We start from the raw sequence: 18,716 nt of genomic DNA on the forward strand, positions 1-18,716 counted from the left end.
AGGGTGCCTCCATGCCCAGCCTGGTGCTGGATATCGCCTTGCCTGCGGAGCGCTTCCTGGCTGTCTACCAGGGGCGCGCCAATCGGGTTCTGCTGTACAGCCGCGACGGCCGCAAGGTCAGCTTGCCGGCCCATCACCTGCGTCCATTCCTGCGCCACGACGGCATTCATGGCGTGTTCGAGCTGGAATTCAGCGCGGCCGGTGAACTGCTCGACCTGCGTCAGTTGCGATAAGCGCCCGAACGATACTCCTTATTACTCCCTTGCCTCGCCGGAGGCTAGTGCCGGCGGCTATAATCGCGTCCTGCTTCCCACTGAAACCCTTATTCCGAGCCGACCCGCCCATGTACGACCTGGCCCGCGCGCTGCTGTTCCGTCTCGCCCCCGAAACCTCCCATGAGCTGTCTATCGACCTGATCGGTGCCGGCGGTCGCCTAGGCCTCAACAGCCTGCTGTGCAAGGCGCCAAGCCAGTTGCCGGTGACCGTGATGGGCTTGGACTTTCCCAACCCCGTGGGCCTGGCCGCCGGCCTGGACAAGAACGGCGATGCCATCGACGGCTTCGCCCAGCTGGGCTTCGGCTTTGTCGAGATCGGCACCGTGACCCCGCGTCCGCAGCCGGGCAACCCCAAGCCGCGCCTGTTCCGCCTGCCGGAAGCGACCGCCATCATCAACCGCATGGGCTTCAACAACCACGGCGTTGAGCACCTGCTGGCGCGGGTGCGGGCGGCCAAGTACAAGGGCGTGCTGGGCATCAACATCGGCAAGAACTTCGATACCCCGGTCGAGCGCGCGGTGGATGACTACCTGATCGGCCTGGACAAGGTCTACGCCCACGCCAGCTATGTCACCGTCAATGTCAGCTCGCCGAATACCCCCGGTCTGCGTAGCCTGCAGTTCGGCGATCAGCTCAAGCAGCTGCTCGAGGCCCTGCGCCAGCGCCAGGAAGACCTGGCCGTGGAGCATGGCAAGCGCGTGCCGCTGGCGATCAAGATCGCCCCCGACATGAGCGACGAGGAAACCGTACAGGTGGCCCAGGCCCTGGTGGAGACCGGCATGGACGCGGTGATCGCCACCAACACTACCCTCGGCCGCGAGGGCGTGGAGAACCTGCCGTTCGGTAACGAGGCCGGCGGTCTGTCCGGCGCGCCAGTGCGCGACAAGAGCACCCACACCGTGCGCGTGCTGGCCGGTGAGCTCAAGGGCCGCCTGCCGATCATCGCCGTGGGCGGCATCACCGAGGGCGCGCATGCGGCCGAGAAGATCTCCGCCGGCGCCAGCCTGGTGCAGATCTACTCCGGCTTCATCTACAAAGGGCCGGCGCTGATCCGCGAGGCGGTGGATGCGATCGCCGCGCTGCCGAGATCCTGAGGGGCTTCTAACCGGCAATAAAAAGGGCCCCTGAGGGGCCCTTGGGCTCTCGCCCGCCGTCCGGATGGGACGGTCTGGTGAAGTCGGGGTGATCCTGATTCAGCCGACAGCGTGAAGTTCGTTGAGTCTGTGGATGCCGGCGGCGCCGGTCAGTCCGTCCCAGTTGTCACCGCGGCCCTCGCGCCAGCCATTGATCCAGGCTTGACGGGTAGTGGGGTGGGTGAAAGGACACATATCGCGGGATTTACCATGAACGCCGTGCTGATAGCCGCGCAAGAAAGCTCGTTCCAACGGATCACGCTTAAGTCTTCTCATCGGGTGTTGCCCTCACTGTTGACTGTTATGTCCCGTTGGCCCCTTGGTGGGACCGGGCAGAAATGTTCTGCCAGCGGGGCTCGCTGCCGGCGTGGCGAGCCACCTGCCAGTACCATTGCGGTACCGGCCTGAGTTGATTTCTAACGAATGCGTTCCACCCTGTGAATGATCGTTTTGTCATAAGGGCGTAACGCGAATAGGGCAGGAGCCATAAGCTGGTGGCTTGTGGCGATTGCCACTGGTGCGTCGAGCCGCGAAATACGGGCTTCCTCGTACCGAACGAAGGCCTTGTGCCATTGCGAACCGCTCTCGTCTGCGAGGCCGGTTCATTCCGACGAAGGGTCGCTATGCGACCGCGCGTCGCATATCTTGGCCCGCGGGCCGCACTGAATTACTGGATAGCCCATGTCTGACCGCTACGAACTGATCCTGACCTGCCCCAAGAGCCTGGAAAGCCTGTTGGCCGAGGAGGCCGCCGGCCTGGGGCTGGAGGAAGTGCGCGAGCAGACTGCCGCCGTGCGAGGCTTCGCGCCCATCGAGGTGGGCTATCGCCTGTGCCTCTGGTCGCGCCTGGCCAATCGCGTGCTGCTGGTGCTGCGACGCTTCCCGGTGGCCAACGCCGAGGAGCTGTATCAGGGCGTGCTGGCGGTGGACTGGGCCGAGCACCTGGACCCGGCCGGCACCCTGGCGGTGGAGTTCAGCGGCCATGGTGCCGGCATCGACAACACCCACTTCGGCGCCCTGAAGGTCAAGGACGCCATCGTCGACAAGCTGCGCACGGCGGAGGGCATCCGCCCCTCGATCGACAAGGTCGACCCGCACCTGCGCGTGCACCTGCGCCTGGATCGCGGCGAGGCGGTACTGTCGCTGGACCTCTCCGGGCACAGCCTGCACCAGCGTGGCTACCGCCTGCAGCAGGGCGCCGCGCCGCTCAAGGAGAACCTGGCCGCGGCCATCCTGATCCGCGCCGGCTGGCCGCGCATCGCCGCCGCGGGTGGCGCCCTGGCCGACCCCATGTGCGGGGTCGGCACCTTCCTGGTCGAGGCGGCGATGATGGCCGCCGACCTGGCGCCCAACCTCAAGCGCGAGCGCTGGGGCTTCTCCAACTGGCTGGGTCATGTGCCGGCGATCTGGAAGAAACTGCACGCCGAGGCCGAACAGCGTGCCGCCGCCGGCCTCGCCAGGCCGCCGCTGTGGATCCGCGGCTACGAAGCCGATCCGCGGCTGATAACGCCGGCGCGCAACAACATCGAGCGCGCCGGGCTGGGCGAGTGGGTCAAGCTGTACCAGGGCGAGCTGGCCACCTTCGAGCCGCGCCCGGACAAGAACCAGACCGGCCTGATCGTCTGCAACCCGCCCTACGGCGAGCGCCTGGGCGACGAGGCGAGCCTGCTCTACCTCTACCAGAACCTCGGCGAGCGCCTGCGCCAGAGCTGCCTGAACTGGGAGGCAGCGGTGTTCACCGGCGCACCTGAGTTAGGCAAGCGCATGGGCCTGCGCAGCCACAAGCAGTACGCCTTCTGGAACGGCGCGCTGCCGTGCAAGCTGCTGCTGTTCAAGGTGCTGCCCGAGCAGTTCGTCACCGGTGAACGCGGCGAGCGGCGCCAGGGCGAGGAGGGCGCCGCCCCGGTGGCCAGCGAGCCGGCGCGCCTGTCCGAGGGTGGACAGATGTTCGCCAACCGCCTGCAGAAGAACCTCAAGAGCCTCGGCAAGTGGGCGAAGAAGGCCGGTATCGAGTGCTATCGCCTGTACGACGCCGACATGCCCGAGTACGCCCTGGCCGTGGACCTGTACCGCGACTGGGTGCACGTGCAGGAATATGCGCCGCCACGCTCCATCGACCCGGACAAGGCCCAGGCGCGCCTGCTCGACGCCCTGGCGGCGATCCCGGTGGCGCTGGGCATCTCGCCCGACAAGGTGGTGATCAAGCGCCGCGAACGGCAGAGTGGCAGCAAGCAGTACGAGCGCCAGGCCAGTCAGGGCCAGTTCATGGAAGTCAGCGAAGGTGGTGTGCGCCTGCTGGTCAACCTCACCGACTACCTCGACACCGGCCTGTTCCTCGATCATCGCCCGCTGCGCCTGCGCATCCAGCAGGAGGCGGTCGGCAAGCGCTTCCTCAACCTGTTCTGCTACACCGCCACGGCCACCGTGCACGCGGCCAAGGGCGGCGCGCGCAGCACCACCAGCGTCGACCTGTCGAAGACCTACCTGGACTGGGCGCGGCGCAACCTGTCGCTCAATGGCTTCTCCGACAAGCAGCGCCTGGAGCAGGGCGACGTGATGGCCTGGCTGGAAGCCGATCGCGGCGAGTACGACCTGATCTTCATCGACCCGCCGACCTTCTCCAACTCCAAGCGCATGGAAGGGGTGTTCGATGTGCAGCGCGACCATGTGCGCCTGCTCGACCTGGCCATGGCCCGTCTGGGCAAGGGCGGGGTGCTGTACTTCTCCAACAACTTCCGCAAGTTCCAGCTCGACCCGGGGCTGGCCGAGCGCTATGCGGTGGAGGAGATCAGCGCCCAGACCCTCGATCAGGACTTCGCCCGCAATCCGAAGATTCACCGTGCCTGGCGCTTCGTGGCGAGCTAGCATAAAGGCAATATGACACCATCTGCCCGAGTGGCAGTCGCATGACAGGGATGTCCGCCTTCGAAAGCGAGTCTGCATGGCGGCATTGCCCACTGTCCCGCCCAGCGGCCGGGACCTGCTGCGCAACAACCTGGTGGCCTGGCTGCTGTCCGGTACCGTCTGCCTGGGTGGGTTGCTGCTGACCGCAGGGCTGGCCAGGGCCGTCGGCCATTTCTACCAGGGGCAGCTGGAGCAGCGCTTCCACTGGGCGGCCAGCGAACGCGCCACGGCCATGCAAAACAGCTTTGCCGCGCACATGGCCGACCTCGACGGCCTGCGCCGCTTCTTCACCAATACCCAGCTGGTCACCAGCCGCGAGTTCTCCGGCTATGTCGCCGGTTTACTGCCACGAGCCTTCTCCTACGCCTGGTTGCCGCGCGTGGTGCAAGCCGAGCGCCAGGGTTTCGAGCGCGCGGCCCGCGCCGAAGGCCTGACGGATTATTCGATCCGCGACCTCAACAGCTCTGGCGAGCTGGTACCCGCAGCCCTGCGCGAGCAGTACTTTCCCCTGCGTTTCGTGGAAACCGACCTGGGCGGCAGCTCATCGGTACTGGGACTCGATCTTGCCGCACTGGACAGCCGGCGCGACACCCTGGAACGGGCCCGGCGTAGCGCCGGCATGGCGGCTTCAGGCGTCATCGAGTTCATCGGCACCCGGGCCGGCGACAGCGACGGCCTTCTGCTGGCCGCAGCCATCTACCGCGGTCCCACGCCGGGCGACGCCAGTGCCCGGCCACGGACGGCGCTGCGCGGTTACATCCTGGCGGCGTTCAGCATCCGCCAGTTGCTGCGCGAGCAGGAGAGTGCGGAGAGTGCCCGCAACCTCAGCCTGGAACTGCTGGAAACCAGCCCCCTGCCCGGGCGCAAGCTGCAGTATCGCTCGGCCATCGCGGCAACCGGCAGCACGCTGCAGTTACGCCGGGAGCTGCACCTGGCCGATCGCAGCTACGCGCTGATCATTCGCCCGACCGAAGCCTTCCTGCAGGTCAACAGCACACCGGTATTGACCGTGGTACTGGGCGCCGGACTGCTGCTCAGCCTGCTGATGGCGGTACTGCTGTTCGTTCTGGTCAGCCAGCGCCAGCGCGCCCATGTCCTGGTGGGCGAGCAGACGGCTGCGCTGCGTCAGCGCGAGGCCGAGCTGGCGCGGGTCAATGGCCAGCTGCGCGGCGTGCTGGATGCAGCGACCCAGGTGGCGGTGATCGCCACCGACCTCGACGGCACCATACGTACCTTCAACGTCGGTGCCGAGCGCATGCTCGGCTACTCGGCCGGGGAGGTGGTGGGCCGGCACTCGCCGCTGCTGATCCATCTGCCAGAGGAAGTGCTCAGGCGAGGCCAGGAACTGAGCCTGCGGCTGGGCCGGCCGGTCAACGGCTTCGAGGTGTTCATCGCCGACACCGGCGGCGCTCAGGCCTATGACCAGCATGAGTGGACCTATGTGCGCCGCGACGGCCGCCGCTTGCTGGTCAACCTGATCGTCACCGGCATCCGTGGCAATCAGGGCGAGCTGGTGGGCTACCTGGGCATCGCCATCGACATCACCGAGGCCAAGCTCAGTCGCCAGGCCCTGGAGGCCCGCGACCTGCTGCTGGAGAAGCTCACCGCCAATGTGCCCGGGGCCATCTACCAGTACCAGCTGCGCCCGGATGGCAGCACCTGTTTCCCTTTCGCCAGTGCCGGCATCCGCAATATCTACGAACTGGAGCCGGAGACACTGCGCCAGGATGCCTCGGCCGTGTTCGGGCGTATTCACCCCGAGGATATCGAAGCACTGCGACGCAGCATCCAGGCTTCCGCAGAGCTGCTGCAGCCCTGGCGCGAGGAGTACCGTGTGCTGCTGCCGCGCCAGGGCCTGCGCTGGCTGCGCGGCGAAGCCACGCCGGAGCGCCTCGGCGATGGCAGCGTGCTGTGGCACGGCTATCTCAGCGACATCACCGGGCCCAAGCTGGTGGAGCAGGAGCTGCGTGCCCTGTCGATCACCGATGCGTTGACCGGCGCCTACAACCGGCGCTTCTTCCAGGAACGCCTGGAGATGGAGATCGCCCGCGCCCGCCGCTATGCCGGCAGCCTGTCGGTGGTGATGCTGGATATCGACCACTTCAAGCTGATCAATGACCGCTTCGGCCACCAGAGTGGCGATCTGGTGCTCAAGGAAGTCTGCGCGCGCATTCGGCAGCGCCTGCGCAGCATCGATCTGCTCTGTCGCCTGGGAGGCGAGGAGTTCATCGTGCTGTCGCCCGGCACGGCTCCGGAGCAGGCCGACCAGCTGGCCAAGGCGCTGTGGCAGATCCTGCGCGAGGCGCCGATGGGAGAGGTCGGCCGGGTCACCGCCAGCTTCGGCGTGACGGCCTGGCAGGCGGGCGAGAGCAGTGACGCCATGCTGCGGCGGGTCGACATGGCGGTGTACCAGGCCAAGCAGAACGGGCGCGACCGTGTCGAACGGCTGCCCTGAACAGGCTCAGCGCCGGTAGATGTCCAGCAGCACCTGATCGAGGATCGCCGAGGCACCCCAGGGGCGCTGGTCATTGAGAATGGCCACCACCACCCAGTTCTTGCCCTTGGCGGTGCGGGTGAAGCCGGCGATGGCGCGGACGTTGTTCAGGGTGCCGGTCTTGATATGGGCCTGGCCTTCCATGCCAGTACGCTTGAGGCGCTTGCGCATGGTGCCGTCCATGCCCACCAGCGGCATCGAGGCGATGAACTCGGCGGCATAGGGGCTGTGCCAGGCGGCCTGCAGCATGCCGGCCAGCTCCCGCGCACTGACCCGCTCGGCGCGCGACAGGCCGGAGCCATTCTCGATCACCAGATGCGGCGCGGTGATGCCCTTGCGTGCCAGCCAGGCGCGGATCGCCCGCTGCGCGGCCTTGGCGTCGTCGCTGTCGGCACGGTCGCGGAACTGGGCGCCGAGGCTGAGGAACAGCTGCTGGGCCATGGTGTTGTTGCTGTACTTGTTGATGTCGCGGATCACCTCCACCAGGTCCGGGGAGAAGGTCCGCGCCAGCAGCTTGGCGTTCTTCGGCACGTCACCGACCCGGTCCTTGCCAAGGATGCTGCCGCCCAATTCCTGCCAGATGGCGCGCACGGCCCCGGCGGCGTAGGAGGGATGGTCGAGCAGGGCCAGGTAGCTCTGGGCACTGCAGCCCTCGGGCAGCTTGCCGGTGACCACCAGGGTGGTGCCGTCGTACTGGGCCACCGGGTTGTAGCGCACGTCCGGCCAGGCCGGGCACTTGGCGGCGCCGAGGGCCTTGACCTTGTTGTCGATGCGCACGTTGGTCAGCGGCGGCTCCATCATCACGCTGACCTTGCCGCCGGAGGTGCGGGTGATCATGCGCACGGCCTTGAGGTTGACCAGCAGCGAGTCGGGACCGACCAGAAAGGGCTTGTTCGGGTCGCCGCCATCGTCATTGAAACTGGGCAGCTGCGGCTGGTTGAAGTGGCTGCGGTCCAGCACCAGGTCGCCGCTGATCTGCTGCACGCCATTGGCGCGCAGGTCGCGCATCATCAGCCAGAGCTTCTCCATGTTCAGCTTGGGGTCGCCGCCACCCTTGAGGTAGAGGTTGCCATGCAGTACGCCGTTCTTCAGCGGGCCGTCGCCGTAGAACTCGGTGCGCCACTGGTGGGTGGGGCCGAGCAGCTCCAGGGCGGCGTAGGTGGTGACCAGCTTCATGGTCGAGGCGGGGTTCACCGAGACATCGGCGTTGTAGACGATGCCATTGCCGGCGCCGTCCAGCGGCAGGGCCACCACCGACAGGCTATTGGGGGAAATCTTGTTGGCCTTGAGCGACTGCTGGACCTTGGCCGGCAGCACGCTGCTGACCTGGGCGGCGGAGAGGGGCAGGGCGGTGGGCAGTAGAAGCGAAGCGAAGACGAAGTGGCGAAGCGTTCTGATCATTGGCACGGGCCCAGGTCGAAAGGGGCGAGAAGAGAGGTGCGGATTTGCCGCGCATTATGCCCGAACCGGGCGCGATGGCAGCGCCCGGGCGGGCTTTTTTCTGATCGTGCGGGCAGCCGGCGCGGCAACCTGCTAGAGTGCCGCCCGTTATTTCATCGAGTATCTAGGAGTTTTTATGGCCACCAACCGTTCCCGCCGCCTGCGCAAGAAACTGTGCGTCGACGAATTCCAGGAACTGGGCTGCGAGCTGACCCTGAGCTTCCGCGAGGGGCTGACCGAGGCCGAGGCCGACCAGTTCGTCGAGCAGTTCCTGCGCGATGCCATCGATGGCAACGGCCTGGGTTATGTCGGCGGCGAAGACTACGGTTTCGTCTGCCTGGCCAAGCGTGGCTCGGTCAGCGAAGAGCAGCGCACCCAGCTGGAAGCCTGGCTGAAAGGGCGCAAGGAACTGACCGAGTTCAACCTGAGCCCGCTGATGGATGTCTGGTATCCGGAGAATCCGATCAACCAGGCGTGAATCGGCAACAAAAAAGCCGTTACCCCCGGGTAACGGTTTTTTTATGCGCGCGATTCAGCCGATCAGGCTGAGGAACTCGCTGCGGGTGGCGGCGTTGTCGCGGAATTCGCCGAGCATCACCGAGGTGACCATGGACGAGTTCTGCTTCTCCACGCCGCGCATCATCATGCACATGTGCTGGGCCTCGATCACCACGGCCACACCCAGGGCGCCGGTGACCTGCTGGATCGCCTCGGCGATCTGCCGGCTGAGGTTCTCCTGGATCTGCAGGCGGCGGGCGTACATGTCGACGATACGCGCCACCTTGGACAGGCCCAGCACCTTGCCGTTGGGGATGTAGGCCACGTGGGCCTTGCCGATGAAGGGCAGCAGGTGGTGCTCGCACAGCGAGTACAGCTCGATGTTCTTCACCAGCACCATCTCGCTGTTGTCGGAGCTGAACAGGGCGCCGTTGGTGACTTCCTCCAGCGTCTGCTGGTAGCCACGGCACAGGTACTGCATGGCTTTGGCGGCGCGCTTCGGGGTATCCAGCAGGCCTTCGCGGGTCACGTCCTCGCCGAGCTGGCCGAGGATCGCGGTGTATTGCTGTTCCAGGGACATGGGTCTTCCTGTGGGGGTGGTCATGCACAGGGGCGCAGGGTAGGGCGCGGTCGTGCCCCTGGCAAGGGCGGAGTGCGCCAGCGCGGCCTACTTTTCCGGCCGCGGCGGCAGTTGCGTGGCCCAGTCCTCGGCCCATTGCGCCAGCGGCAGGCAGCGTTGCACCAGCTCCAGGCCAAGGGGCGAGAGCTGGTAGCCGTGCTCGCCGTTTTCCAGCAGGCGCGCTTCGCGCAACTCGCCCAGGCGGGTGTTGAGTACCGAGGGCGAGACTCCCGCGCAGCGCGCCTGCAGGTCGCGGAAGCTGGCTGGCGCCTGCTGCAGTTCCCACAGCACGCGCAGGCTCCAGCGCCGCCCGAGCAGGTCGAGCAGGGCCATGATCGGCCGACCGCTGGCCGAGCCGCGCACCGGGTCGCCGGGGTGGGGAAAGCTCATCTCGTCTCCTTGCTTCTTTTTTAGTAGCGGAGTAGTTTCGACTTGCTACTTATTTCGTAGCATGACAGGAGCCCAGCCCGTGAACCAGCCCCGCGTGCAACCGCTGAACCCGCCTTACGACGCCGATATCCAGGCCGCCTTCGACCGCGTCATGCCGCCCGGCATGCCGCCGCTCAAGCTGTTCCGCAGCATGGCGCACAACCCGCGCGTGCTGCAGCGCATGCTTGCCGGCGGCCTGCTGGATCGTGGCAGCATCCAACTGCGCGAGCGTGAACTGCTGATCCTGCGCGCCACCGCGCTGTGTGGCGCGGAATACGAGTGGGGCGTGCATGTGGCGGGGTTCGCCGGCAAGGCCGGTTTCACGGCCGCGCAGATCGCCGATACCTGCCGCGAGTCCATCGACCCGACGCTGTGGAGCCCGGCGGAACAGGCGCTCTTGGCCCTCGCAGACAGCCTGCATGCCAGCGCCTCCCTCGATGACGCGCTGTGGCAGCGCCTGGCCGAGCATTTCAGCGAGCAGCAGCTGATCGAGTGCCTGCTGCTGGTCGGCTTCTACCATGCGGTGTCCTTCGTGGTGAACGGCCTGCGGGTGGAGCGCGAGGAGTACGCGCCGCGCTTTCCCGGCTGATCAGTAGTCGTCGCGACCATCCAGCATGGTGCGCTTGAGCAGCACGTACACCGCACCGGTACCGCCGTGCCTGGGCAGGCAGGAGGTGAAGCCCAGCACCTGCGGGTGCTGGCGCAGCCAGGTGTTGACGTGGCTCTTGATCATCGGTCGCTTGCCGTCCATGCGCGCAGCCTTGCCGTGGGTCACGCGCACGCAGCGCACTTCCATGCGCGCGGCTTCGGCGAAGAAGTCCCAGAGTGTCTCGCGGGCCTTCTCCACGCTCATGCCGTGCAGATCCAGGCTTCCCTCGAAGGCCACCTGGCCGGCCTTGAGCTTGCGCATCTGACCATCCTGCACGCCATCGCGGGCCCAGTAGAGTTCATCCTCGGCACCGACGTCGATGACGAACTGGTCGGACAGGCCATCGACCTTGACCGCGTCGCTCTTCACCGTCGCCGCCTGGCGCAGGGTGCTGATGCGCTGGCGGTCGGCGCGCGGCTTGCCGGTGTCGGCACGATCGTGGCTGATCGGCTTAACCCCGCGCACGGCGGACTGGAACAGGGAAAAATCGTCGTCTTGCATGAATGCCTCCACGGAAGAGGCGAGTTTACCGGCTTCAGTCACGTTTTTTCAGCAGCCGGGGCGACAGGCTCAGCTCGTTACCGTACTGCCGGCGCATGCGCCGCCGGCAAAGCCGCCAGACGTTGATTCCGCCCCACAGCAGGAACAGGCCGCACAGCAGCAGGACGATGGCCGCGCCGAGGCTGTCGTTGAGCGGGCCTAGGGCGGGTGGGCGGCCAAGCAGGGTGGCCGCGCCGGCCATGCCGAGCAGCACGCCGAAGGCGGCGAACAACGCGGCAAGGGCGCCGAGAAAGCGCCAGCGCCAACAGCCTGGACCGCGTGGGCGCAGGCGCCGGGCATCGAAACCATGGTCGGACAACTTCATGCCGATTTCCTCTTCGGTTATCGGCGCTATGACCGGTCGTTGCGGCGAGGGTTCCGGTCGGCGGCCGTGTTCGTCCTAGATCAGGGCCTGGGCCTGCGGCACCACCATGGCGTAGTTGTCGGCCAGGGCGGCCAGGGTCATGCGGTGCAGGTCGCGGGCGGGAATCAGCTCGTTCTGGTACGGCAGGTCGCGGGTGGCGCAGGCGGCGTCCACCAGGGTGCAGCGGTAGCCGTAGTCCTTGGCGGCGCGCACCGTGGTGCTGACGCTGGAGTGGGTCATGAAGCCGCAGATGATCAGATCCAGATGGCCGAGCTGCTGCAGGCGCTCATGCAGATCGGTGCCGGCGAAGGCGTTGGGCAGGCGCTTTTCCACCAGGGCCTCGCCCGGCTGCGGCTCCAGCCCCCCGATGAAGCGCCCGCGTGGCCCCTGGGGGTCGAGCAGGCCACCGGGGATGCCCAGGTGACGCACGTGCAACACCGGTGCACCTAGCGAACGCGCGGCCTTGAGCAGGGTGGCGATCTCGCCGATGGCCGCCTCGATATCCGGCAGCTGCAGGGTACCGCTGCGGTACTCCTCCTGGGCGTCGATCACCACCAGCGTGGCCTTGCCCAGGGTGGCCGGGGCATAACCGCGTCCGAGCAGCTGGAACAGGGTTTTCGGGTCGGACATGGTCGGGCTCCTATGACGGCGATGCGTCTATTCTCTGCTTCCTGATCCGATCTGTGAACCTCCGTCACCGATTGCCAACCCGCTGATGGGACTGCATGGGGGCTTGGCCTGCTAGAATCGCGCATCGTTTTCTCGAGGTCAGAACCGTGTCTCCATCCCGCCTGCGCAGCGTGCGCGATCACATCCGCTGGGCCGTCAGCCGTTTCCACGAAGCCGGCCTGTTCTTCGGCCACGGCACCGATAATGCCTGGGACGACGCCCGCCAACTGGTACTGGGCGCCCTGCACCTGCCGTTCGAGATCGCCGATGCCTACCTGGATTGCCGCCTGGAAGAGGACGAGCAGCAGCACCTGCTGGAGCTGATCCGTCGCCGTGTCGAGGAGCGCGTGCCCACCGCCTACCTGCTCGGCGAGGCCTGGTTCTGCGGCTTGCCCTTCATCGTCGACGAGCGCGTGCTGGTGCCGCGCTCACCTATCGCCGAGCTGATCGGCAGTCAGTTCGAGCCCTGGCTGCCGGCGACGCCGGCGCGCATCCTCGACCTGTGCACCGGCTCCGGTTGCATCGGCATCGCCTGTGCCTACGCCTTCCCCGAGGCCGAGGTGGTGCTCGGCGACCTGTCCTTCGACGCGCTCGAGGTGGCCAACCAGAATATCGAACGTCATGGCCTGGAAGAGCGGGTCTACACCGTGCAGGGCGACGGTTTCGCCGGCCTGCCGGGGCAGCGCTTCGACCTGATCGTGTCCAACCCGCCCTACGTGGATGCCGAGGATTTCGCCGACATGCCGGCCGAGTACCACCACGAGCCGGAGCTGGGCCTGGCCTGTGGCGACGACGGCCTCAACCTGGTGCGGCGCATGCTGGCCGAGGCCGCCGACCACCTGACCGAGAAAGGTCTGCTGATCGTCGAGGTGGGCAACAGCCAGGTGCATGTCGAGGCGCTGTACCCGGAAGTGGACTTCACCTGGCTGGAGTTCGAGCAGGGCGGCCACGGCGTGTTCCTGCTGGCGGCGGCGCAGTGCCGCGAGTACCAGAAGCTGTTCCGTTCGCGCGCCAAGGGCTGAGTTCGGGCTGGCTCTGGTAGCCCGGATGTAATCCGGGGCCGAGCTGCCTGCTCCGGCAACGGTCCGAGGGTAGGGTGGAAAACCGCGGCAGCGTTTTCCACCTGAGTGCGTTAGGGGAAGGTTGGCGGAAGAGACCCAGGGTCGTTTTCCACCCTACGGCGGCTCAACTGATCTAGCGCGTGGCGATCCAGATCAGCAGCCCAGCCTGGAACAGTGCCAGGGCCACCAGGCAGGCGATGGTGAAGCGCAGCCCGCTATCCTCGCGCTTCAACGCCTCGATGCGTCGTTCCAGCTTGGTCATCTTCACCTGCTGTTCGTGCAGCGTCTGATCGGCCTGTTGCAGCATCGCGCCACTGTCGAGCAGATCGATGGGCTGCACCCGTTCCTGGTTCCACTGCGGATTCAGCACGCTGACCCGCGCCGCGCTGTAGCTGGCCTTGAGCTGCGCCAGGTCCTGGTAGTTGACCTCGAAACCCTGGATGCGCAGGAAGTGGTCGCGGCGTAGGCGGGCGTCCTCGCTGAGCACGTCCTTCACCGCCAGCGCTCCGCCCTCGACCGTGTAGCTGCCCCAGCGCTGGCGCGCCCAGGCGATGCCCTGGGCTAGCAGGAAACGGCCCAGCCCACGGTTGAGAGGCTCGATCTGCAAACCTTTGTCGGCACCGAAACGTACCTCGCGGCTGCGATGGTCGGCCCACACTTCGAGCAGGTTCTGTTCACGGCGCAGGCGTTGGCCCGGGACATCCACCGTCAGCCGCAGCAGGCTCTGCTCGTTGCTATGCCGCTCGACCCGGCCGAGCTTGACGAAACGCAACGGGCGCAGGCCGGTGTGGCGGTCGGCGGGCAGGGGCGCCAGGCGCAGCAGCTGGAAGTGCTCCGCCTCCAGGCTTTCCCAGGGATGGGGCGGCGGAGTCTGCTCGGTCTGTTCGTCGGGGTGTTGGGCGTCGGTATCGCTCATCGCGGCGTCCTTGGGCATGCGTACAGGCATTATCGGCAAGTTTCGCCGCCACTGCAGGCTGGCCAACTGCCATTTGCCGCTATCGTGGCCGTTTCGCAGGTGAACTGGCCGGGCGCCGGCGGTATACTCGCCGACCTTTGTTCGAGGCAGATTTCGCGGAGCGCCCTGCATGTCCGGCAACACCTACGGCAAGCTGTTCACCGTCACCACCGCTGGCGAAAGCCACGGCCCGGCCCTGGTCGCCATCGTCGACGGTTGCCCGCCGGGCATCGAGCTGTCCCTGGAAGACATGCAGCGCGACCTCGACCGCCGCAAGCCGGGCACCAGCCGTCACACCACCCAGCGCCAGGAAGACGACGTCGTCGAAATCCTCTCCGGGGTGTTCGAGGGCAAGACCACCGGTTGCCCGATCGGCCTGCTGATCCGCAATACCGACCAGAAGTCCAAGGACTACTCGGCGATCAAGGACCTGTTCCGCCCGGCCCACGCCGATTACACCTACCACCACAAGTACGGCATCCGCGACTACCGCGGCGGTGGCCGCAGCTCGGCGCGCGAAACCGCCATGCGCGTGGCCGCCGGCGCCATCGCCAAGAAGGTACTGGCCGGCCTGGGCATCCAGGTGCGCGGCTACATGAGCCAGCTCGGCCCAATCGAGATCCCGTTCAAGACCTGGGACAGCGTCGAGCAGAACGCCTTCTTCAGCCCCGACCCGGACAAGGTGCCGGAGCTGGAGGCCTACATGGACCAGCTGCGCCGTGACCAGGACTCGGTGGGCGCCAAGATCACCGTGGTCGCCGAGGGCGTGATGCCGGGCCTGGGCGAGCCGATCTTCGACCGCCTGGACGCGGATCTGGCCCACGCGCTGATGAGCATCAACGCGGTCAAGGGCGTGGAAATCGGCGCCGGCTTTGCCTGCGTGGCCCAGCGCGGCACCGAACACCGCGACGAGCTGACCCCCGAGGGCTTCCTGTCGAACAACGCCGGCGGCATCCTCGGTGGCATCTCCAGCGGCCAGCCGATCGTCACCCACCTGGCGCTCAAGCCGACCTCCAGCATCACCACCCCGGGCCGCTCGATCGACGTCGACGGCAACCCGGTGGATGTGATCACCAAGGGCCGCCACGATCCCTGCGTCGGCATCCGCGCGACGCCGATCGCCGAGGCGATGATGGCCATCGTGCTGCTCGACCACCTGCTGCGCCACCGTGCGCAGAACGCCGACGTGCGGGTCAACACCCCGGTGCTCGGCCAGCTGTGACCGCCCAGCCGCTGCCGTACTGGCGGCTGTCCGCGTTCTACTTCTTCTACTTCGCCATGCTGGGCGCCACGGCGCCCTTCCTGCCGCTGTACTTCCAGCACCTGGGCTTCGCCCCGGCGCGCATCGGCGAGCTGGTGGCCATTCCCATGCTGATGCGCTGCCTGGCGCCCAACCTGTGGGGCTGGCTGGGCGACCGCAGCGGCCAGCGCCTGCGCATCGTGCGTTTCGGTGCGCTGTGCACGCTGCTCAGCTTCGCCCTGATCTTCGTCGACCAGAGCTATGCCTGGCTGGCCCTGGTGATGGCGCTGCATGCGTTCTTCTGGCACGCCGTGCTGCCGCAGTTCGAGGTGATCACCCTGGCTCACCTGCGCGAGCAGAGCGCGCGCTATTCGCAGGTCCGCCTGTGGGGTTCGATCGGCTTCATCGTCGCGGTGATCGGCCTGGGCGAGCTGTTCGAGCGCTTCAGCCCCGGGCTGTTCCCGGCGATGGTGGTGCTGATCCTCGCCGGCATCCTGCTCGGCAGCCTGTGGGTGCCCAACGCGGTGCCGCAGGCGCGGGCCGGGCAAGGCGGCGAGGGCGGCTTTCTCGCCCAGCTGCTGCGCCCGGGCGTGCCGGCGTTCTTCCTCTGCGTGGCGCTGATGCAGCTGTCGCATGGCCCGTACTACACCTTCCTGACCCTGCACCTGGAGCGGCTCGGCTACGAGCGTGGCTTCATCGGCCAGATGTGGGCGCTGGGCGTGGTGGCGGAGATCGTGCTGTTCCTGTTCATGGCGCGCATCCTCACGCGTTTCTCGGTGCGCTGGGTGCTGGCAGCCAGCTTCCTGCTGGCGGCGCTGCGCTGGCTGCTGCTGGGCAACCTGGCCGACCACCTGGGTGTGCTGCTGTTCGCCCAGCTGCTGCATGCCGCCACTTTCGGCAGCTTCCATGCCGCCGCCATCCATTTCGTCCAGCGCAGCTTCGGGCCCAACCAGCAGGGCCAGGGCCAGGCGCTGTACGCGGCACTGGCCGGCACCGGTAGCGCCCTCGGTGCGCTGTACGCCGGCTATAGCTGGGAGAGTCTGGGCGCGGCCTGGACCTTCGCCATTGCCAGCTTGGTCGCCCTGGCGGCCGCCATTATCATTGCACTGCGTTTGCACGAGGAGCGGGCATGAACCGTGAACAACTGACCCGGCAGATCATCGAGGCCGGGCAATTCCTGTATGGCCGTGGCTGGTCGCCGGCCACCAGCAGCAACTATTCCGCGCGCCTGAGCGCCGACCAGGCGCTGCTGACCGTCTCCGGCAAGCACAAGGGCCAGCTGGGCGAGGACGACGTGCTGGCCACCGACCTCGACGGCAACAGCCTGGAAGCGGGCAAGAAGCCCTCGGCCGAGACCCTGCTGCACACCCAGCTGTACCGCTGGCAGCCGGCCATCGGCGCCGTGCTGCACACCCATTCGGTCAACGCCACCGTGCTGTCGCGCCTGACCCTGGCCGATTTGCTGGTGTTCGCCGACTACGAGCTGCAGAAGGCCTTCGCCGGCATTTCCACCCACGACTGCCAGGTGCTGGTGCCGATCTTCGACAACGACCAGGACATCGCCCGCCTGGCGGCCAAGGTGCAGCCCTGGCTGGACGAGCACCCCGATTGCGTCGGCTACCTGATCCGCGGCCACGGCCTGTACACCTGGAGCGCGACCATGGCCGACTGCCTGCGCCAGGTCGAGGCCTTCGAATTCCTGTTCGAGTGCGAACTGAAAGTACGCGCCCTGCAGCGCTAGAGGAGATGTCATGAGCAGCCTGACCGTCTACTACCAGTCCAACCCGGACGTGCCGAACAAGGTGCTGACCCACCTCGAGGACATCGCCGCCACCCTGGCTGAGGTCGGCGTGCGCTTCGAGCGCTGGCAGGCCAGTGTGCCGATCCAGCCGGGCGCTGCACAGGACGAGGTGATCGCCGCCTACCGCCCGCAGATCGACAAGCTGATGGCCGAGCAGGGCTATGTCACCGTCGACGTGGTCAGCCTGAACAAGGACCACCCGCAGAAGGACGAGCTGCGCGCCAAGTTCCTCGACGAGCACCGTCACGGTGAGGATGAAGTGCGCTTCTTCGTCGCCGGCCGGGGTCTGTTCAGCCTGCACATCGACGACTATGTGTACGCCGTGCTGTGCGAGAAGAACGACCTGATCTCGGTGCCGGCCGGCACCCGCCACTGGTTCGACATGGGCGAGTTCCCGCACTTCGTCGCCATCCGCCTGTTCAACAACCCGGAAGGCTGGGTGGCCAACTTCACCGGCGACGATATCGCCAGTCGTTTTCCGCGTCTGGAAGACTGAAGCTCTTCACCTCTCTCCCATGAATGGGAGAGAGGGCGCCGCCCACATCCCTGGAGTCTCCATGCCGATCAAAGCCATCCTCACCGACATCGAAGGCACCACTAGCGCGGTGAGCTTCGTCTTCGACGTGCTGTTCCCCTATGCCGCCCGGCACCTGCCACGGTTCATCCTCGATCACGCCGAGGAGCCTGCCGTGGCCGCGCAACTGGACGCCGTGCGGGCCGAGAGCGGCGAGGGCGGGGCAGACCTGATCCGGGTCATCGAGATCCTCCTGCAATGGCTTGCCGAGGATCGCAAGGCCACTCCGCTCAAGGCGCTGCAGGGCATGGTCTGGCAGCAGGGCTACGCCAGCGGCCAGCTCAAGGGCCATGTCTACCCGGATGCGGTGGAAGCGCTCAAGCGCTGGCATCAGGCTGGCTATGCGCTGTACGTCTATTCCTCCGGCTCGGTGCAGGCGCAGAAGCTGATTTTCGGCTGCTCCGAGGCCGGCGACCTGAGCGGGCTGTTCAGCGGCTATTTCGATACCACCAGCGGGCCCAAGCGCGAGGTCGAGTCGTACCGCACCATCGCCGCGGCCATCGGCCTGCCGGGCGAGGAGATCCTGTTCCTCTCCGACATCGTCCAGGAGCTGGATGCCGCCCAGCAGGCAGGCCTGCAGACTATCGGCCTGGCCCGCGAGGGCGGTCGCCTGGCCGGGCATGACACGGTGGCCAGCTTCGCGGTGATCGATCTGGATCGCCTGTAGCCGCGGGGGCTCGGCCATGCGCGCAGCTCGTCATCTGCTTTGGGTCGATTGTGCCGCAGCGGCCACGGCGGGTGTGCTCGTGCTGTTGCTCGGCCCATGGCTGAGCGAGGTCTATCGCCTGCCGCGCGGATTGCTGCTGTTCATCGGCGTGACAAACCTGCTCTACGCCAGTTATTCCTTCACCCTGGCGCTGCGCGGCAAGCGGCCGCGCCTGCTGCTGTACGGGCTGGTTGCCGGCAATGCCCTGTGGGCGGGCGCTTGCGTGGTCATGGCGGTGCAGTTCGCCGGGGCTGCGTCGCTGTTAGCGCAGATCCACCTGGTCGGCGAAGCGCTGTTTGTCGGTGGGTTGGCGGCCTGCGAGTGGCGCTGGCGCGAACAGATCCTGCACTGCCGGGGCTAAACAA

The 18,716-nt window shown here is 66.9% G+C and carries 21 protein-coding genes; 13 read left to right on the plus strand and 8 right to left on the minus strand.

What is annotated here, in order from left to right:
* Positions 1-11 precede the first annotated feature (11 nt).
* Positions 12-233, plus strand: coding sequence for a DUF2835 domain-containing protein (locus AAG092_RS01230; RefSeq protein ID WP_110683314.1), 222 nt, complete (start codon positions 12-14; stop codon positions 231-233).
* Positions 234-343: 110 nt separating this feature from the next.
* On the plus strand, positions 344-1,369 hold the full coding sequence (locus tag AAG092_RS01235) for a quinone-dependent dihydroorotate dehydrogenase (protein WP_373388176.1): 1,026 nt from the start codon (positions 344-346) through the stop codon (positions 1,367-1,369).
* 99 nt (positions 1,370-1,468) lie between these two features.
* Here AAG092_RS01235 and rmf read toward each other — a convergent pair whose 3' ends face one another.
* On the minus strand, positions 1,469-1,684 hold the full coding sequence (gene rmf, locus AAG092_RS01240) for a ribosome modulation factor (protein ID WP_110683064.1): 216 nt from the start codon (positions 1,682-1,684) through the stop codon (positions 1,469-1,471).
* 405 nt (positions 1,685-2,089) lie between these two features.
* Between rmf and rlmKL the strand changes: the two genes are divergently transcribed.
* The gene (gene rlmKL, locus AAG092_RS01245) at positions 2,090-4,273 is read left to right on the plus strand and encodes a bifunctional 23S rRNA (guanine(2069)-N(7))-methyltransferase RlmK/23S rRNA (guanine(2445)-N(2))-methyltransferase RlmL (RefSeq protein ID WP_373388178.1); all 2,184 of its coding nucleotides are present in this window, start codon (positions 2,090-2,092) and stop codon (positions 4,271-4,273) included.
* A 76-nt stretch (positions 4,274-4,349) separates the two neighbouring features.
* Entirely contained in the window at positions 4,350-6,767 is a 2,418-nt protein-coding gene (locus AAG092_RS01250) for a diguanylate cyclase (RefSeq protein ID WP_373388179.1), read from the plus strand.
* Positions 6,768-6,773: 6 nt separating this feature from the next.
* Here the strand turns inward: AAG092_RS01250 and dacB are convergent, their stop codons facing one another.
* Positions 6,774-8,207 (minus strand): D-alanyl-D-alanine carboxypeptidase/D-alanyl-D-alanine-endopeptidase, encoded by a 1,434-nt coding sequence (dacB, locus tag AAG092_RS01255; protein WP_110683067.1) that lies wholly within the window; start codon positions 8,205-8,207, stop codon positions 6,774-6,776.
* Between the two features lie 175 nt (positions 8,208-8,382).
* Here dacB and AAG092_RS01260 point away from each other — a divergent pair, with 175 nt between their 5' ends.
* A complete protein-coding gene (locus AAG092_RS01260) occupies positions 8,383-8,724 on the plus strand; it encodes a YggL family protein (protein ID WP_110683068.1) in 342 nt (113 codons plus the stop codon).
* A gap of 54 nt (positions 8,725-8,778) precedes the next feature.
* Here AAG092_RS01260 and folE read toward each other — a convergent pair whose 3' ends face one another.
* Positions 8,779-9,324: a GTP cyclohydrolase I FolE gene (folE, locus tag AAG092_RS01265; protein WP_110683069.1), complete on the minus strand. Its 546-nt coding sequence runs from the start codon at positions 9,322-9,324 to the stop codon at positions 8,779-8,781.
* Positions 9,325-9,411: 87 nt separating this feature from the next.
* Entirely contained in the window at positions 9,412-9,753 is a 342-nt protein-coding gene (locus AAG092_RS01270; RefSeq protein ID WP_373388180.1) for a winged helix-turn-helix transcriptional regulator, read from the minus strand.
* A gap of 79 nt (positions 9,754-9,832) precedes the next feature.
* On the opposite strand from AAG092_RS01270, the gene AAG092_RS01275 reads away from it, so the two are divergent.
* A complete protein-coding gene (locus AAG092_RS01275; RefSeq protein ID WP_373388182.1) occupies positions 9,833-10,381 on the plus strand; it encodes a carboxymuconolactone decarboxylase family protein in 549 nt (182 codons plus the stop codon).
* Here AAG092_RS01275 and AAG092_RS01280 read toward each other — a convergent pair whose 3' ends face one another.
* The 3 genes from AAG092_RS01280 to AAG092_RS01290 all read right to left on the minus strand — a co-directional run bounded on the left by AAG092_RS01280 (position 10,382) and on the right by AAG092_RS01290 (position 11,975).
* Positions 10,382-10,942 (minus strand): Smr/MutS family protein, encoded by a 561-nt coding sequence (locus AAG092_RS01280; RefSeq protein ID WP_373388183.1) that lies wholly within the window; start codon positions 10,940-10,942, stop codon positions 10,382-10,384.
* A gap of 34 nt (positions 10,943-10,976) precedes the next feature.
* On the minus strand, positions 10,977-11,306 hold the full coding sequence (locus tag AAG092_RS01285) for a hypothetical protein (protein ID WP_373388185.1): 330 nt from the start codon (positions 11,304-11,306) through the stop codon (positions 10,977-10,979).
* A 75-nt stretch (positions 11,307-11,381) separates the two neighbouring features.
* On the minus strand, positions 11,382-11,975 hold the full coding sequence (locus AAG092_RS01290; RefSeq protein WP_373388186.1) for a cysteine hydrolase family protein: 594 nt from the start codon (positions 11,973-11,975) through the stop codon (positions 11,382-11,384).
* Between the two features lie 146 nt (positions 11,976-12,121).
* On the opposite strand from AAG092_RS01290, the gene prmB reads away from it, so the two are divergent.
* On the plus strand, positions 12,122-13,036 hold the full coding sequence (prmB, locus tag AAG092_RS01295) for a 50S ribosomal protein L3 N(5)-glutamine methyltransferase (RefSeq protein WP_373388187.1): 915 nt from the start codon (positions 12,122-12,124) through the stop codon (positions 13,034-13,036).
* Between the two features lie 172 nt (positions 13,037-13,208).
* Here prmB and AAG092_RS01300 read toward each other — a convergent pair whose 3' ends face one another.
* A complete protein-coding gene (locus tag AAG092_RS01300; protein ID WP_373388188.1) occupies positions 13,209-13,991 on the minus strand; it encodes a hypothetical protein in 783 nt (260 codons plus the stop codon).
* Positions 13,992-14,160: 169 nt separating this feature from the next.
* Between AAG092_RS01300 and aroC the strand changes: the two genes are divergently transcribed.
* From aroC to AAG092_RS01330, 6 genes are all read left to right on the plus strand, one after another.
* Complete coding sequence (aroC, locus tag AAG092_RS01305) at positions 14,161-15,252, plus strand: chorismate synthase (protein WP_373388190.1); 1,092 nt, start codon at positions 14,161-14,163, stop codon at positions 15,250-15,252.
* The gene (locus tag AAG092_RS01310; protein ID WP_373388191.1) at positions 15,249-16,403 is read left to right on the plus strand and encodes an MFS transporter; all 1,155 of its coding nucleotides are present in this window, start codon (positions 15,249-15,251) and stop codon (positions 16,401-16,403) included. The genes aroC and AAG092_RS01310 overlap by 4 nt, the downstream gene beginning before the upstream one ends.
* On the plus strand, positions 16,400-17,011 hold the full coding sequence (locus AAG092_RS01315; RefSeq protein ID WP_373388192.1) for a methylthioribulose 1-phosphate dehydratase: 612 nt from the start codon (positions 16,400-16,402) through the stop codon (positions 17,009-17,011). Before AAG092_RS01310 ends, AAG092_RS01315 begins: the two co-directional genes overlap by 4 nt.
* A gap of 10 nt (positions 17,012-17,021) precedes the next feature.
* The gene (locus AAG092_RS01320; RefSeq protein WP_373388194.1) at positions 17,022-17,567 is read left to right on the plus strand and encodes an acireductone dioxygenase; all 546 of its coding nucleotides are present in this window, start codon (positions 17,022-17,024) and stop codon (positions 17,565-17,567) included.
* Positions 17,568-17,628: 61 nt separating this feature from the next.
* Positions 17,629-18,312, plus strand: a complete 684-nt coding sequence (mtnC, locus tag AAG092_RS01325) for an acireductone synthase (protein WP_373388196.1) — start codon at positions 17,629-17,631, stop codon at positions 18,310-18,312.
* A gap of 16 nt (positions 18,313-18,328) precedes the next feature.
* A complete protein-coding gene (locus AAG092_RS01330) occupies positions 18,329-18,712 on the plus strand; it encodes a hypothetical protein (RefSeq protein ID WP_373388197.1) in 384 nt (127 codons plus the stop codon).
* Positions 18,713-18,716 lie beyond the last annotated feature (4 nt).

Origin of the sequence: Pseudomonas alcaligenes, from assembly GCF_041729615.1 — a bacterium.
Taxonomy (GTDB): Bacteria; Pseudomonadota; Gammaproteobacteria; order Pseudomonadales; family Pseudomonadaceae; genus Aquipseudomonas; species Aquipseudomonas alcaligenes_B.